Here is a 15,663-nt window from a genome sequence, read left to right as displayed (position 1 = left end):
TCGATTACGTTGAGAGCGTTAGTATGGATCAGTGTGGAGGGTTCCCATCCCAACAAATTTCAAATTACGGACGAATGTGCGCGACATCTTATGCAATTACGTTAACCCTGCGCTCTTGCGAACTGGGTTCCCGATGTTCAGGACTTCAGTGCGCTTCCGCAATCCGCCAATAGTGTTGAGCCCTATCACGGACGTTCGTTGCAGAGCTCAACTTTGGAGGAAAGCTTCCCTATGCTACGGTGGTTCAAATGATGAACGAACTTGAAAATTCGTGAAGGAAAACTTACGCTTTTTTCCACTAAGCTAAAATCGACGAAATACTACGATATCGGATAGATTGCATCTGCCGGTGAGCACTACCAATTCGACGACATGTGCAAGTACGTTCTCGGGAGTTTTTGATGAATAGGTTCTTATTTACGGCCATCTGCGTTTTTCTTGGGAATGTCTTACCTAACTCGAGTGCAGCTGAGAGCCTGACCATTACGGGACCCGTGCTGGGCGAGAGGCTTTTGAATGAAGAAGGTCAGGGGTTCTACGGAGACTTGATTTCTGAAATCCTCGCGAGTGTGTCCGCGCCCCACGCGTTTACGCCCTTGCCGTTCAAGCGTGCCTTGTCATCATTCGCATCTAGCGACGTCGATTGCATGTGGGGTTTTGATCGAACGTTTTTAACAAAATTCGATATCGATGTTACCGAACTGAAATCGAGCCAGATCGTGTTTTATTCAACACAGCATATCTTCATGGCGCCAGGGCGCGAAGCAATTTCGAAACTAGACGAATTGGATGGATTGCGGGTTGGAATGGGGATCGGCTCGAATTTAGAAACTCGGTTAAATGAGACTGATGCCATCATCGTGGAACTCGCCGATCAGGATTCCAAGTTTAGAATGCTAACAAACAATAGACTTGATGCCGTTGGAAGCTGGTTGCCAGATATTCTTATTCTATCGTCTGACGAAAATATTGATCCAACTATATTCAGCACTTCACCTCCGTTCGGCGCGACCGGGGTGGCTTTGGTATGTCATCCATCGCCACAGTCCGAAGCGTTTGTAAGTGAAGTCAATTTGGCCATCGCCGAGTACGTACAATCAGAGAAATTCGACAAATTATTCCAGCGCTATGGCGCAGAATCCATGTTGCAAAACATTCTCAGATGAATAACCGCAAAAGTAAGATCAGCGTTCAGCTGACACGAATTTCCGTCGCTGCTGCTGTATGCTGGGCGTGTTGATGGGAATCGGGCAGTTCTCGGTTGATCTTTATGATCAAAGGAGTGCCTCTCGTGAAGGCGTCCAAGAGATTTTGGACACTGTTGATCCGCTGGCATCCCAAGCGGCTTACGAACTCGACATTCAATCCGCCGAAGAACTGATTACCGGGCTTATTGCGAACTCTACCATTCATTCAGTTGTCCTTTTGGACGACGAAAATCAGGTTCTCGCTGAAAGAACCCGCACAGCAGAGCGGCCCGGTCTGTCGTCGCTGGTGGATTGGGCGCTATCGGACCAAAGGCATTTTGAACGCAAGCTGTATCATCAAAACTACGAAACCTCGGTCGGCTCGATAATTCTCGAGCTGGACACAAATAGAACCAGCCGCGAACTACTTTATCGTGCGGTCTTGGATCTAATGTTCGGGATCATTCGCAACGTCTTGCTGGTTATTCTTCTGCTATATTTTTTCCGAACCTTGGTAGCTACGCCCTTGGTGGCTATTTCGGAAAACCTTGAGGAGCTAGACCACCAAACTGACGAATTGAAATTGGTCGATTTTCCGGCCGGGCATGAAAACGACGAGCTGGGCCTTATAGTTCAATCAATTAACGACAATTTGACCCGTGAACGCGAGATATCAAAACAGCTGCTGCAAGCTCAAAAGCTTGAAGCGATTGGCCAATTGACGGGTGGGGTCGCACATGACTTCAACAACCTTCTTGCTATCATTATGGGCAACCTGGAGCTACTGGAAGAGACTGTTCCAAAGGAAAAAGCAGACAGCTTTATTCGACCTGCAATCGCAGCGGCCCAACGAGGCGCGGGCCTAACCAAAAACATGTTAAGCTTTGCGCGCCGTGCACGGCTTTCTCCACAAATCGTCGATATCAATGATGTTGTCAGAAACACGCAAAACTGGACCGCTAGGGTATTGCCCGCCACAATAACCGTCGAAACCCAGCTTCACGAAAGTCTTTGGAAGGTCCGCTGTGACCTGGTTTCCATCGAAAGCGCCTTGGTCAATCTCATCCTAAATGCGCGTGATGCCATGCCCGATGGCGGCGTGCTGAAGATTGAAACAGCCAATATCACGATAGAAGAACATGACAGTAAGTCATCAGATATTGATCCGGGTCGGTATGTCGTACTTGCGGTCACAGATTCCGGGTATGGTATTTCCAAACAAAACCTTAGCAGCATTTTTGAGCCTTTTTTTACAACCAAAGGCCCCGGAGCCGGTTCAGGTTTGGGGCTATCAATGGTTCAAGGTTTTACAAAGCAATCCGGTGGCACTGTGCGTGTTGCTTCCGAGGAAGGTAAAGGCACGACATTTAGGCTTTACTTACCTGCAGCCACTGACGTGGCCGAACCTTCGCCCCCAAATGCCCGGACTAGCGCACCCACGGAAACAAAACGTGCCCGCATTTTGGTGGTCGAGGACGAACCAGAATTGATGGATGTGATTGTAACGGTTTTAACAAGGAACGGGTATGAGCTCTTCTCGGCAAGCTCCGGGGATGCCGCCCTCGATCTATTCGATACTTGCCCCCCGATCGACCTCCTTCTCACTGACATCATAATGCCCGGCAAGCTCCAAGGGCCAAAGCTGGTAAAAGCTCTGCGTGACAAACAACCATCACTGCGGGCGGTGTTCATGTCAGGGTACGCCAGTGACGCAATCGTCAGCGAAGACGAGTTACGTCCAGAAGACATCAGACTGATGAAGCCCGTCTCTAGCGCAGAATTGATCAAATCAGTTAAAACAGCGCTCGCTTAGGCGAAGAAATAAGTGGCTTTTTTCTTACTAATGCCGACCTAGTCAGAATTGAAACCCGCTTGCGCTTTGTCTTGACGAAAGACCTAGCCCCGATTGGCTCTACCTAGCTGAGAAACCTTTCGTTTTCTTCTCCAAATCATAAAGACGGCGAACTATCGTGTGACGAAAGTCAGCTTGTGGCCGATGGTTAACTTGTTCCCATTGCTGCCCTCACGTTTGAGTTATTGCTCAATTATATTGTTGAGCAATCACTCAAATTGGCGTAATCAGGTGCTCTCATGAAAATAATCGATACCTGAAGGGGAACATCATGGCTGAATTTACGATCCACAACATTGAGTCCGCACCTGACGCGAGCAAGTCGCTTTTGGAGGCGTCATTGAAGAACAACGGTCGTATTCCCGGGCTGCATGGCACGATGGCGGACGCACCGCCGTTGCTTGCTGCATATCAGTTTGCACATCAGCAGTTTTTGGCGACATCAATGACAGATGAAGAGAAAACCGTTGTTTGGCAGACGATTAACGTCGAGAATAATTGCCATTATTGCGTTCCAGCTCACACAGGGATCGCGAAAATGATGAAGGTTGATGACGCGATCACTGAAGCATTGCGCGATGAAACGCCGTTGCCGACTGCAAAGCTTGAAGCGTTGCGTACGTTTACACTGGCGATGGTTCGTGACCGTGGTTTCGTGGCTGAGGCGGATACACAAGCATTCTTGGACGCCGGATTTACCGAAGCAAATATCCTCGAGATCATTTTGGGCGCCGCGCAGAAATTGATGTCAAACTATACCAACCACTTTGCGAAAACGCCTGTCGACCAAGTGTTTCAAAAGTTTGCCTGGGAAAAGAAGTCTGCCGTAGCTGCAGAATAATCCAAATGCCGGGGCGGGCTTCCGCTCCGGCAGCATTTCTACGGGAGCAGTATTTCGTCCAACCCAAATCGTCGTTCAGCTATATACTTTGGCGTAACAGCTGGACATGGGGCCCCTTCAAGTTGATAGCTCAATTAAAATGCTGCGCGACCGATCTTGTATGTGACTATACCGGTCCTGCTGAAAGGAAATGACATGACCGAACCTCTTCGTATCGACATTGTGTCTGACGTAATGTGCCCTTGGTGCATCATCGGATACCGTCAGCTGGCAGAGGCGCTAGAGATGACGGGGACCGCGCATGACGTCCATTGGCATCCTTTCGAATTGAATCCGCAGATGCCTCCAGAAGGGCAGAATACGCGCGAGCACATCATCGAGAAATATGGGAGCACGCCCGAGCAGTCCGAGCAATCGCGTCAGCAAATGAAAGCGCTCGGTGATAGCTTGGGGTTTGAGTTTGCGTGGGCTGACGACTCTCGCATGCACAACACTTTCAACACGCACCAATTGTTGCACTGGGCCGGGACGATAGGCCGTAAGCACGATCTGAAAATGGCGCTTTTTGCTGCGCATTTCACCGACCGCCGCGATCTGTCAGACAATGCCGTGCTGGCCGATATTGCCGGTGAAATTGGTTTGGACCGGGATGAGGCAACGGCTGTGCTCGTTGATCAACGCTTTGCCAATGAAGTTCGCTCTGCCGAACAGTTTTGGCAACAACAAGGCATTTCCGGCGTGCCTGCAGTGGTGTTTGACCGCAGGCATCTTGTCACTGGCGCGCAAGGGGTAGACAATTACACCAATATCTTGACGCAGATTGCCGAAATGAAAGGCTAACTCGATGGCCCGCGCCGCTAACTATGATCGTGATGCCGCACTTGATGCGGCCATGGCTGTGTTCTGGCGCAAAGGGTACCATGCGACATCTCTCAAAGATCTTGAAGCGGCGCTGAATATGAAGCCAGGCAGCATTTATGCGGCCTTTGAGAGCAAGGAAAATCTCTATCTGTTGGCGATTTCACGTTACTTTGAGGCATCGCGCGAAGGTTTTCGGGCTCAGATGGCAAAATCTACGTCACCATTGGCTGGATTGGCGGCACAGTTTCAAAACTACATCGATCTTGCCGGTGCAGATAGGTCGCGCCAAGCTTGTATGCTGATGAAAACGCTGGTGGATACTAAATCCACTGATCCCAAGATTGCCAAAGTGTCTCAGAACTACCTTGATCAAATGTGCGCAGAGTTTGCAGCAAGTTTTGAGGCTGCGCGCGACGCTGGCGAATTGCCACAAGATGTTGACCCAAAGAGGTTGGCACGGCGTTTTCAAGCAAATGTCACGGCATTGCGCGTTGAGTTAATGCGCGGTGCATCAAAAGAAGACATAGCCGCACTTGCTGCAGATATGGCTCGGGAAACAATGATGCTAGGCGTGGCGCATTCATAATGCGGCTTTGGCCGATTTCATTCCGATACTATGGCCCGGTTCCATTCTCAGCGATAAATGCGCCGGTGGAACGCTGGAAATTTGAAGCATTCTTCGAACATGGCAGCCGCGGAGGGGGCGGCTCGACAGAGCTTTATATTCTCATCTCTCGAATGTGGGCTTTAGCTGCGGTATAGAAAACCGGTGGAGAGGGCTCAAAGCTGGCATTCGCGGCGCTCTGCACTAGGGACTGCTTTAGCGAACGGAGTCTCATAATAGGAGCCTCCGTTTTAAAGGGGTTTTTCAGCCTTTGTTGCATCTTTTTGATAATGTGATTGCGGCTGCAACGAAATTAATAACTTATAATTTTTTAAATAGTTAGACTCTGATTTCAGCACATTTTTCTTATGGGATGTTCAAAAAGCCGACTTTCAAATCGAAGGGGTGTCGACTATGCGCGCATCTACCGATGCGATGTTTTGTCCGCTACGGGCGCAAAGCGTTTTCAAGAACTGCGATCAAGCGAACAATGTGTTCTTCGTTCGTTGTCCAATTCGACACACTCATACGAAAGCCTTCTCGTTCTTGCCAGCTCGCCCCACCAAACCAGACCTCGCCCGATTTCTGGATACGCTCAACAATTTCGCCACATCGCACAGGGTCATCCGGAAGTGTCGCAAAAACCTGATTGAAGTGAATGTCATGCGGGATTTCAAACCCGACTTCTCTTGCACCCGTTGCGAGCATAACGGCAAGATCATGCAAGCGGTCCACCAAAGCCTTGACCCCGTCTTGGCCAAGGGACAGGAGCGCAGCATATGTCTCTGCGCCGCGTGCCGCGCGGCTGAACTCGGGAGCGAGATCGGCCGGACCAGGATCCGTAGGAGGGAGATAAGACGCCCCAATCGCCATGGATGCGCGCATTGCTTCGGGATGTCTGCAAAGCGCAATTCCTGAATCGTAAGGCACGTTCAGAGTTTTGTGTGCGTCCAAAACCCAACTGTCGGCATGTTCGAGCCCATCGAGGGTACAACCAATTTTATCAGAGACGCGCGCCCATAGCCCGAACGCTCCATCCACATGAAGCCAGGCGCCTGCAGCCTTACAAAGTTTCGCGATCTTCCCAATTGGGTCTGTCGCGCCCGTGCAGACATTGCCAGCTTGCGCAAGGACAATCGTTCGCGCGTCAAGTTCAGGCATCTCGTCGCAGCGCATCCTGCCCTGGTCGTCGACGGGAACGCGCTCGACCATCTCCGATCCTAAACCGACAATGCGAAGCGACTTTAGGACGGTCGCATGTATTTCGGCACTTGCGACGACCCGAAGCTTCGGCGCGCCGATCAAACCTTGGCTCCGGCCATGACCCTGCCGTTCAAGAAGTAAATCTCGCGCAGTTGCCAACAATGCAACATTCGCCATCGTCGCACCGGTCGTGAAGACACCTTCGGTTTCTGCAGGAAGCCGAAGAAGATCGGTGATCCAGCGAATTGCCACCTCTTCCATTACGACAACCGAAGGACCAGTCGGCTCATCTGCGACTTGATCTCAAGCGGACAACATCGCGCGCGCGCCGCTCGCCGCCGGAAGAGAGCCTCCTATAACGTAGCCAAAATAGCGCCCTGCAGCGCTCGCCATCGTGCCCGGTGCGCCAACCCGTTCAATGAGATCTAGAACATCGATGTCTGGTAGGCCCTTCTTGGGCAAGGCAAAGTCAAATTCTGACAGGGTTTCGATACTGGCATTTACTTGACGGTCCGCAATTGTGTTGAGATAGGCTGCACCTCGGCGCGCCCCGTCTTGCAGCATGGACGCTTGGCGTTCGAGTGGTTTTGAATGTAATGTCATAGCACACCATATAGAAAGAAACCTATATTGATAATCGACGATATGAATGAAGAGTCAACTGTCAAAGTATTTGCCGCTTTGTCCAGTCCTGTGCGCTTGCGTATAATGCTCTGGCTACTTGATCCGCGTTTGTACTTCCCAGCGCAGCGGGACGGTGATTTAGTGGATGATGGCGTCTGTGTTGGATTTATCACCGAAAAATCAGGATTGACGCAGCCGACAGTCAGCGCCCACATGAAAAAACTTGCAGAAGCTGACCTAGTCACTGGTAAGCGCATAGGTAACTGGATGTTTTACAAACCTGACAGACAAACGCTTGAAAGCATTGCTCTAAATACGTTGTCTGCCGCTAAAACGATTCCCGCCAGAAACACCCGCTAGTGAAGGTCGCTGAATGTGCTCTTTGGGCTCTGACCTGCCGTTAGATAGCACTATTTATCGATGGCAATCCTGCGGGATCGAGCTGTCGTTCAAGCTTCACAAGTGGATGGCGCCGTTTGTTATTTGTCGGTTTTGCCGGCAGTAGCAATTAAGCGCTCAGTTTATTACCGCTTGGCTCTTAGCCAACACCGCAGGTCGACAATAGCCATCAGCGTTGCCGCGCCCACAAACAAGCAAAGCACAGCTTTTGATACTGTTTGCATGGTTCCCTCTATCAGCAATGCGTGGGCGATGCTGCCGCACACGATCACCACTGCAAGAGATGTGTGTGCTAGACGCCAAGTCCGCAAAAGGAAACGGCGGCGCAATACGGCGATGAGCCCGGACATAAAGACGGCCCACATCGCGATGACACCCCAGATCGTGAACCATGTTGGTGATCGGAAGAGAAGGGCATCAACGACGTCGGGTGGACTGGTGATCCAGAGGCCTAAGACGTGGACCACCACCGCCATGATTAAGCCCCCGCCCACCCAGCGGTGGGCGCGTCGGCTGCGATAGGCCGAAATACCGGGCAAATTGTGCGCCGCTAGCAACGGCTGTAAAAGCAACAGTGCCATTGCGATAATTCCAGCAAATCCTGCACCAATGTAGATGGGGTCGCGCCATTGCAGTAGGGGGCTCATCATCGCAGCGGCTATCACAACGACCAATACCCCTACGACGAGCGCCCAGACAAGCGAGCTGCCTGCAAAAGATAAACGGGTAAGCCGCACCTTATTCAGACCGGCTGGAGCACGAAATCCGCCGTAAGGCTTGTGTCACTTGAGCGTGCCATGACGGGCCGTAAGAATACAGTTTCGAAGTCATCGCTGTCATACGCGAGGTGTCCGTGGGCTTGACCGAAAGCCGGGACAATCTGCGGCATCTCAAGGCGAAAGACGCCATTCGCGTCCGTGAGTGTCGCACCGTGGCTTTCAGGATCACGTTCATGGCCCTCTGTGGTATGCGCCCAAATTTGAATGCGTTGACCCTTAAGCGGGAGACCATCACCCGCACGCCTCACTGTGCCGCTCATCCAAAAGCCACCACCACCGATCCGCTCAACGATAGGGGCGCCGGGACGGTAATTATTAGACCCGCCTCGCATCGTTCGCGTTGCGTCAAAGGTTTGCGCATTGGCCGGACTAATCAAGCCCGAAACGGCTGTTGTTGCAGCGGCTCCGGCAATTAAGCACCGGCGGGTAATCAAGCCTTTTGACATCTGAGAGACTCCTCGTGGATCGCGGGTTAAGTCAGGTACGTCTCAAACCAACGTATTGTTCGTTCCCATGCCAACATCGCCATAGCCTCATCGTAACGTGGCGTACTGTCGTTGTGAAAGCCATGGTTGGCGGCTTCGTAAATGTGGGCCTCATAGGTTTTATTATTTGCCTTTAGGGCTGCTTCTGTTTCAGGCCATGTCGCGTTAACGCGCTCATCCAACTCACCGAATTGGTACATCAACGGCGCCTGGATTTTTGGAATATCGACAACTGCCGCCTGCCTGCCATAAAACGGAACGCCCGCAGCCATTTCCGGGTAGGCTACTGCCAGCGCATTTACAACGCCGCCGCCATAGCAAAACCCGACCGATCCGACCTTGCCCGTGCTGTCCTCGCGTCCCATCAAGTGCTCAAAACCGGCAAAGAAATCATTCATCAATTCTGTGCCATCCACGGTCCGCTGAAGCTCGCGGCCATCCGCATCGTTTCCCGGATAACCGCCCACAGATGTTAGGCCGTCAGGGGCCAGAGCCATAAAACCAGCCTTGGCCACGCGGCGCGCTACGTCTTCGATATAGGGGTTCAGGCCGCGGTTCTCATGGATGACCAACACGGCAGGCAACGGTGTCTCAACCTCGGCTGGCCGTACCAGATATCCACGCACATCACCTGTTCCGTTGGGCGATGGATAGGTAATGTAATCTGCATGAATGTCTGGGTCATTAAACGAAACCTGTTCAGCGTAAGCGTAATTTGGGCTCAGCATTCCAAGAAGCGCAACTGCAGTGACGCCGCCAACTGCATATTTCCCAGCCTTGTCGAGGAACTCACGTTTGGTAATCTTGCCGTGCGCATAAAAATCATAAAGATCAAGGAGGCCCTGATCAAAGTCTTTCGCAGTCATACGTGTCATTACAAGTTTCTCCTGTAGTTGGCCGCTCACCACTAAACCTAGCATAGCGCATATGACCGTCATCGATGTAACAATTTAGTGCGTTCAACTGCTTCGCTCGTCTCATCTCGGGGCGCCGATCGATGGCCCAAGTATGGCTTCAGACAAATCTCGATTTCCCGAAAATCCATAATCTGGCAATCATGCATGTTTCAGCATTCGTTTATTTGGGCATATTCTGACTAAGCAAGAACGGCATTCTGCATTCTGAAAGTTTGTAGCCGCAGTAAAAAGTTTTTCAAAAGAATCGGCTCATACCTGCCGGTTCCTGCGGTTGCGAACGTCGTTTGGTTCCGTTTTGCATGCCAATGTCTGCTGTGCGGACAATGGAAACATTGCCAGAATGCAACCGAAGGTTTGCTTTCTGTTTGACGCTCCTGCGGCATCGACTTATCGTTTTCTTACCAGGGGCGCTGCAAAGCTGAGATGTACCCTTTGAACCTGAACCAGATAATGCTGGCGGAGGGAGGTTATGCGCTCTTGGCTTGCAAGAGCGTTGTCTCTTTTCCAGTTGAAAAGGAGACATTATGGCCCCGCAGGACCTTCTGAACACATTGCGCACCAAAAACCCACTTGTGCATTGTATCACCAATTATGTCGCGATGAACGTTGCCGCCAACGTGGTCTTGGCCGCCGGGGCCTCGCCCGCGATGGTGCATGCACAAGAGGAAATCGCTGAATTCACTCCGATTTGTGGCGCGTTGACCATTAATATCGGCACGCTGTCGTCACCTTGGGTTGCCAGTATGAGCGCTGCGGCGCGTGCGGCCAATGATGCGGCCATTCCATGGGTGTTGGACCCGGTCGCGCATTTCATTTCTGGCTACCGAAAGGGGGTCGCGCAGGATCTACTGGCTTTGCGTCCAACCATTTTGCGCGGAAATGCGTCCGAGATCTTGGCTATGGCAGGCGAGGCAGGAGCAGGCAAAGGTGCAGATAGCGGTGACAGCGTAGATGCGGCCGAAGGAGCGGCACGTGAATTGGCTCAATCGCACAGCTGCGTTGTTGCCATCACGGGGCCAATTGATTTCGTCACAGATGGTACGCAATCAGCCAAGGTGACCGGCGGGTCAGAGATCATGCCAATGATCACAGCTTTGGGCTGTTCGCAAACTGCGCTGATGGGGGCCTATGCCGCCAGTGGCCCGGCGTTTGAGGCCGCACTTGCCACGCTTGCGCATTTCAAGGTGGCCGGCACGATGGCCGCGGCGCTGACCAAGGGGCCGGGCAGTTTTCAGGTGCATTTTCTTGATGCTTTGGCGGCTACGCAGCCTGATGAATTCGCGGGCGTAATCCTGACATGACCGGTTTGCGGGAACAATTGCGTCTGTATCTTGTGACAGATCCTATTCTGTGCACCCCGTTTGGGCTGGTCGAAACTGTGCAGCAGGCAGTCGCCGGTGGCGTCACGATGGTGCAACTACGCACCAAGGATGCTTCCACACCTGCGCGCATCGATATGGCTCTTGCATTAAAGCAGGCCCTCTATGGCACGGGGGTGCAGCTAATCGTCAATGACGATCTGGAGGCTGCAATCGCAGCGAATGCGGACGGAGCGCACATCGGCCAAGGGGATATGCCGCCCGTACAGGCCCGCGCGCTGCTGGGTTCCGGCAAAATCCTTGGCTTGTCCTGCGAAACGGAGCAAACCGTAAAGGCAGCGGACCCCAACAGTGTCGATTATCTGGGCCTTGGCCCCGTGTTTGCCACGACCACCAAGACCGATCATGAACGGCCGATTGGTTTTGACGGGTTGGCGCGTCTTGTTGCGCTTACATCATTACCCACGGTAGCCATTGGCGGGCTCAGGCCCGCGCACCAGCAGGATGTTTTGGCCAGTGGTGCAGATGGGCAAGCGGTGGTGTCCGCGATCTGCGGGCAAACAGACCCCAAAGCCGCCGCACAGTTGTTCAATCAAACGGAGGCGCCTTCATGATCCCCAATGTCCTTAGCATCGCCGGGTCTGATCCGTCGGGTGGCGCCGGCATTCAGGCCGATCTTAAAGCAATATCGGCCAATGGCGCTTTTGCAATGGCCGCGCTGACCGCGCTAACGGCGCAAAATACGCAGGGTGTCAGCGGTATCCATCTTGTGCCGTCTGGCTTTGTGAAAAAGCAAATCGACAGCGTTTTCGACGATATTCGGGTGGATGTCGTCAAAATTGGGATGATCGCAAATGCCGAGATTGCGCAGGCCATTGCAGGCGCCTTGGCTGGGCGCGACGCCCCGATCATTCTGGACCCGGTAATGATCGCAAAAGGAGGCGCGGCCCTGCTGCAGTCCGACGCGATTGCAGTGCTGCGCGATACATTGTTGCCGTTGGCGTTCATCCTGACCCCAAACTTGCCAGAAGCCGCACATTTGCTAGCGGCCAAAGTGGCCACAACACGGGATGAAATGGAAGTTCAGGGGCGCGCGCTTTGTCAGTTGGGACCTGCAGCTGTCTTAATGAAAGGCGGGCATCTGAGCGGCCCTGACAGCCCAGACTGCCTTGTCACAAGCGAGCGTGTCATGTGGTTCGAAGCCCCCCGTATGCCAACACGAAATACGCATGGCACGGGCTGCACTTTATCCTCTGCGCTGGCCGCGCAATTGGCGAAAACCGCAGACATCCAAACCGCTGTTGCGGCTGCCAAATCCTATGTGGCATCGGCCATTACTCATGCCGATCAACTCAGCGTCGGGTCGGGCCATGGGCCTACTCATCATTTTGCCAATCTCTATGCATCACGCAAGGACACAACCTCATGAAATCCATCATCCTCGCCTCTGCAATGACCCTGTGCGCGGCCCCGCTATGGGCACAAGATCATATGACACTTTTGCTGGATTGGTTTGTGAACCCTGACCACGGCCCCGTGATTATTGCACAGGAAAGAGGGTTCTTTGCCGATGTTAATCTTGAGGTCGAGGTGATTGCCCCAGCTGACCCCTCTGATCCACCAAAGCTGGTTGCGGCGGGCAAGGCTGATTTGGCAATTTCGTACCAGCCGCAATTGCATTTACAAATCCATGAGGGATTGCCTTTGCAACGGGTTGGCACGTTGGTTGCCACACCTTTGAACTGCTTGCTGGTCTTGAAAGATGGGCCCATCGCATCACCCGCTGATCTAAAAGGGGGGAAGGTCGGCTTTTCAGTTGGGGGCGTCGAAGAGGCCGTGTTGGGCCATGTGTTAAATACGCACGGCTTGACGTTGGACGACGTAGATCTGATCAACGTGAACTGGTCGCTCTCACCCGCTTTGATGTCGGGGCAGGTCGATGCGGTTATCGGCGGGTTTCGAAATTTTGAATTGAACCAAATGGATATTGAAGGCGTGCCCGGGCGATGTTTCTATGTCGAAGAAGAAGGCTTGCCGCCTTATGACGAGCTGATCTATGTCGCCAATCCGAACACGATGGATGCTGACATGATCCGCCGTTTTCTGACAGCGACCGAGCAAGCAACTCAGTACATCATCAACCATCCGCAAGAGGCATGGGAGATTTTTTCCAGCACCGCACCAGAGCTTCAGGATGAATTGAACAAACGTGCTTGGGCCGACACGCTGCCGCGCTTTGCCCTGCGCCCTGCGGCAATGGATGTCGGGCGCTACGCAGCATTTGAGACGTTCTTGCATCAGGCTGGCCTGATCCCGGCGGTCAACCCAGTCGCGAAAATAGCCATTGATGTGACGGCACCATGAGTAACCAACCCTACGGCAAGACCTTCGCACTTTGGCGCGCGGGATGCCCAAGCGCATGGCAGGCCTACACGCATCATCCCTTTGTCACAGGTCTGGGGGAAGGGACATTGCCGCGTACGGCGTTCGTGCATTATCTGATCCAAGACTACGTCTTTTTGGTCCATTTCGCACGTGCATGGTCCTTTGGCGTAGTCAAATCGGAAACGCTGGACGAAATGAAGGTCTGTGCTGCCACAGTGGATGCTTTGGTCAATCACGAGATGGCGCTGCATGTCAAAACGTGCGCAGCCGCGGGCATCGATGAAACTGCGTTGTGCACCGCAACCGAAGAGTTCGAGAACCTCGCCTACACGCGCTATGTAATGGATGCCGGCCTACAAGGGGACTTTCTTGATCTGATGGCAGCACTGGCGCCTTGCTGCTTTGGTTATGGTGAGATCGGGTTACGGCTGGAACAGCAGGCGGTTGACGACACGCCCTACAGGGAGTGGATCAAGACTTATGCCGATACTGCATATCAGGACGTGATGGCAAATGTGGGCCTGATGATCGACGTTGCTGTAAAGCGGCGCTTGGGCGATGACCCTGCCGCTACTGCTCGGTGGCCACAACTGCAACACCGGTTCACAACCGCCACCCAATTGGAAGTCGCTTTTTGGGAAATGGGCTTGCGCGGCGCATGACACAGGCCCCGGCGATCCAGATTAAAGGTCAGTACGACATGGCGGGCGAACGCTTGTTTGAGTCCATTGATCTGACCCTGCCTGCAGGCCAATGGAGTTGTGTTTTAGGGCGCTCGGGTGTGGGGAAGTCGACGCTTTTACGTTTGATTGCGGGACTGGAAAGTGCTGGTACGTTTACGGGGCATATCATTGCATCGGACAAGCGGCCTCTTCAAGGGCGCGTTAGCTTTATGACCCAATCAGATTTGTTATTGCCATGGCTCTCGGTGCTTGAAAACATCATTCTTGGCGCACGCTTGCGTAACGACATCCCAGACTTGACACGTGCAAAAGGCCTACTGGACCGCGTCGGCCTTGGCCCGTGGCGCGAGAAAAAGCCGGCGGCTTTATCCGGTGGCATGCGTCAAAGGGCAGCACTGGCTCGCACTTTGATGGAAGACCGGCCCATTGCATTGTTGGACGAACCGTTTTCAGCACTTGATGCAGGTACGCGGGCCGACATGCAGGAATTGTCGGCGCAGATGCTAACGGGCAAAACGGTCTTGATGGTGACCCATGACCCGGCCGAAGCGGTGCGGCTTGGCCATCAGATTGTCGTCCTGACGCACGAGGGCGCGACGCTTTGGCACCCTCCCAAGACCGCACCCGTCCGAGATCAATACGCGCCGGAAACGACAGCGTGCCAAGCAGCACTTTTGGCGCATTTGAGGGGGCCACAATGAGCGGGATGCGCTACGCAGTTGGTGCCACCACATGTGGTGTACTGCTGTGGCAAGCGCTGATTTGGATCACAGATGCGCCGCATTTCATATTGCCGTCCCCATGGCTCGTCGCACAGGCTGCGTGGCAGAACCGTCTTTTGATTGGTGAGAATGCGTTATTCACCTTAACCGAAGTCGGATTGGGCCTTGTACACGGATCATTGCTGGGGGTCGTAACCGCTGTACTATTGGCAAGCTCTGACCGTTTGCACCGACTGGTGATGCCCCTATTGGTTTTCACACAGGCCGTACCGGTTTTTGCTATTGCTCCCATTCTGACGCTTTGGCTTGGCTATGGAATTATTTCTAAAGTCATGATGGCGGTGCTGATCATTTATTTCCCGGTGACCAGCGCGTTCTATGACGGGCTAACTAGGATTCCACAGAACATGCTGGATTTGGCAATGACAATGGGCGGAACAAACGCCCAGATCATGCGCCGGATCAGGATACCACACGCGCTGCCATCTCTCGGAACCGGCCTGAAATTGGCCGCAGTCTATGCGCCTATCGGCGCAGTCATCGGCGAGTGGGTTGGGGCATCCAAAGGGCTTGGTTATCTAATGTTGCTTGCGAACGGCCGCGCGAAAACGGATTTGATGTTCGCCAGCCTGATCACGCTGGCCGCAATGACGATTGCTTTGTACTTCGCGGTGCACAAGGCCGCAGCCCATTTGCAGCGAGTGTGAACATGCTTCCTTCATGAAAGGTCGACATTGGTCCGGGCCTCACCATAGTTTGAATTGGGCTAATTCCGGTAATTTGCTGCATTTGGAGCAGAGGT

17 protein-coding genes, 1 pseudogene and 1 riboswitch are annotated in these 15,663 nt (G+C 53.1%); of the genes and pseudogenes, 13 read left to right on the top strand and 5 right to left on the bottom strand.

Translation table 11 applies throughout. From position 1 onward, the window contains the following. The first annotated feature begins 401 nt into the window (after nt 1–401). The 5 genes from ACHUEV_RS03575 to ACHUEV_RS03555 all read left to right on the top strand — a co-directional run bounded on the left by ACHUEV_RS03575 (nt 402) and on the right by ACHUEV_RS03555 (nt 5,327). The gene (locus tag ACHUEV_RS03575; RefSeq protein WP_394177679.1) at nt 402–1,166 is read left to right on the top strand and encodes a substrate-binding periplasmic protein; all 765 of its coding nucleotides are present in this window, start codon (nt 402–404) and stop codon (nt 1,164–1,166) included. A gap of 73 nt (nt 1,167–1,239) precedes the next feature. Then, nucleotides 1,240–3,000 (top strand): ATP-binding protein, encoded by a 1,761-nt coding sequence (locus ACHUEV_RS03570; RefSeq protein ID WP_394177678.1) that lies wholly within the window; start codon nt 1,240–1,242, stop codon nt 2,998–3,000. Between the two features lie 310 nt (nt 3,001–3,310). Beyond that, on the top strand, nt 3,311–3,880 hold the full coding sequence (locus ACHUEV_RS03565) for a carboxymuconolactone decarboxylase family protein (RefSeq protein WP_394177677.1): 570 nt from the start codon (nt 3,311–3,313) through the stop codon (nt 3,878–3,880). A gap of 195 nt (nt 3,881–4,075) precedes the next feature. Next, nucleotides 4,076–4,720, top strand: coding sequence for a DsbA family oxidoreductase (locus ACHUEV_RS03560; RefSeq protein WP_394177676.1), 645 nt, complete (start codon nt 4,076–4,078; stop codon nt 4,718–4,720). A 4-nt stretch (nt 4,721–4,724) separates the two neighbouring features. After that, nucleotides 4,725–5,327: a TetR/AcrR family transcriptional regulator gene (locus ACHUEV_RS03555; protein ID WP_394177675.1), complete on the top strand. Its 603-nt coding sequence runs from the start codon at nt 4,725–4,727 to the stop codon at nt 5,325–5,327. Nucleotides 5,328–5,792: 465 nt separating this feature from the next. Here ACHUEV_RS03555 and ACHUEV_RS03550 read toward each other — a convergent pair. After that, nucleotides 5,793–6,815, bottom strand: a pseudogene (locus ACHUEV_RS03550) (pyridoxal phosphate-dependent decarboxylase family protein); the annotation flags it as partial. 36 nt (nt 6,816–6,851) lie between these two features. Then, complete coding sequence (locus ACHUEV_RS03545) at nt 6,852–7,151, bottom strand: hypothetical protein (RefSeq protein ID WP_394177674.1); 300 nt, start codon at nt 7,149–7,151, stop codon at nt 6,852–6,854. 27 nt (nt 7,152–7,178) lie between these two features. Between ACHUEV_RS03545 and ACHUEV_RS03540 the strand changes: the two genes are divergently transcribed. Next, nucleotides 7,179–7,532 (top strand): ArsR/SmtB family transcription factor, encoded by a 354-nt coding sequence (locus ACHUEV_RS03540; protein WP_394177673.1) that lies wholly within the window; start codon nt 7,179–7,181, stop codon nt 7,530–7,532. A 164-nt stretch (nt 7,533–7,696) separates the two neighbouring features. Here ACHUEV_RS03540 and ACHUEV_RS03535 read toward each other — a convergent pair whose 3' ends face one another. Genes ACHUEV_RS03535 through yghX form a run of 3 tightly spaced genes read right to left on the bottom strand, consistent with a single transcriptional unit; the run spans nt 7,697 to nt 9,710 of the window. Continuing rightward, the gene (locus tag ACHUEV_RS03535; protein ID WP_394177672.1) at nt 7,697–8,308 is read right to left on the bottom strand and encodes a ferric reductase-like transmembrane domain-containing protein; all 612 of its coding nucleotides are present in this window, start codon (nt 8,306–8,308) and stop codon (nt 7,697–7,699) included. Nucleotides 8,309–8,313: 5 nt separating this feature from the next. After that, nucleotides 8,314–8,796: a peptidase associated/transthyretin-like domain-containing protein gene (locus ACHUEV_RS03530; protein WP_394177671.1), complete on the bottom strand. Its 483-nt coding sequence runs from the start codon at nt 8,794–8,796 to the stop codon at nt 8,314–8,316. A gap of 26 nt (nt 8,797–8,822) precedes the next feature. Continuing rightward, nucleotides 8,823–9,710, bottom strand: coding sequence for a YghX family hydrolase (yghX, locus tag ACHUEV_RS03525; protein ID WP_394177670.1), 888 nt, complete (start codon nt 9,708–9,710; stop codon nt 8,823–8,825). Between the two features lie 435 nt (nt 9,711–10,145). Next, nucleotides 10,146–10,234: riboswitch (TPP riboswitch) on the top strand. Nucleotides 10,235–10,276: 42 nt separating this feature from the next. Between yghX and thiM the strand changes: the two genes are divergently transcribed. From thiM to ACHUEV_RS03490, 7 genes are read left to right on the top strand one after another with little or no spacing between them, the layout of a single operon-like run. After that, nucleotides 10,277–11,053: a hydroxyethylthiazole kinase gene (thiM, locus tag ACHUEV_RS03520; protein ID WP_394177669.1), complete on the top strand. Its 777-nt coding sequence runs from the start codon at nt 10,277–10,279 to the stop codon at nt 11,051–11,053. Continuing rightward, a complete protein-coding gene (thiE, locus tag ACHUEV_RS03515; RefSeq protein ID WP_394177668.1) occupies nt 11,050–11,685 on the top strand; it encodes a thiamine phosphate synthase in 636 nt (211 codons plus the stop codon). Before thiM ends, thiE begins: the two co-directional genes overlap by 4 nt. Then, on the top strand, nt 11,682–12,500 hold the full coding sequence (gene thiD / locus ACHUEV_RS03510; RefSeq protein ID WP_394177667.1) for a bifunctional hydroxymethylpyrimidine kinase/phosphomethylpyrimidine kinase: 819 nt from the start codon (nt 11,682–11,684) through the stop codon (nt 12,498–12,500). The genes thiE and thiD overlap by 4 nt, the downstream gene beginning before the upstream one ends. Beyond that, nucleotides 12,497–13,435, top strand: a complete 939-nt coding sequence (locus ACHUEV_RS03505) for an ABC transporter substrate-binding protein (protein WP_394177666.1) — start codon at nt 12,497–12,499, stop codon at nt 13,433–13,435. Before thiD ends, ACHUEV_RS03505 begins: the two co-directional genes overlap by 4 nt. Beyond that, nucleotides 13,432–14,118, top strand: a complete 687-nt coding sequence (gene tenA, locus ACHUEV_RS03500) for a thiaminase II (RefSeq protein WP_394177665.1) — start codon at nt 13,432–13,434, stop codon at nt 14,116–14,118. The genes ACHUEV_RS03505 and tenA overlap by 4 nt, the downstream gene beginning before the upstream one ends. Then, a complete protein-coding gene (locus ACHUEV_RS03495) occupies nt 14,115–14,840 on the top strand; it encodes an ABC transporter ATP-binding protein (RefSeq protein WP_394177664.1) in 726 nt (241 codons plus the stop codon). Before tenA ends, ACHUEV_RS03495 begins: the two co-directional genes overlap by 4 nt. Continuing rightward, nucleotides 14,837–15,568, top strand: a complete 732-nt coding sequence (locus ACHUEV_RS03490; protein WP_394177663.1) for an ABC transporter permease — start codon at nt 14,837–14,839, stop codon at nt 15,566–15,568. The genes ACHUEV_RS03495 and ACHUEV_RS03490 overlap by 4 nt, the downstream gene beginning before the upstream one ends. Nucleotides 15,569–15,663: the final 95 nt, after the last annotated feature.

The sequence above is a fragment of the Yoonia maritima genome (genome assembly GCF_043641945.1).
Classification (GTDB): domain Bacteria; phylum Pseudomonadota; class Alphaproteobacteria; order Rhodobacterales; family Rhodobacteraceae; genus Yoonia; species Yoonia maritima_B.
This window is presented reverse-complemented; position numbering and strand designations above follow the sequence as displayed.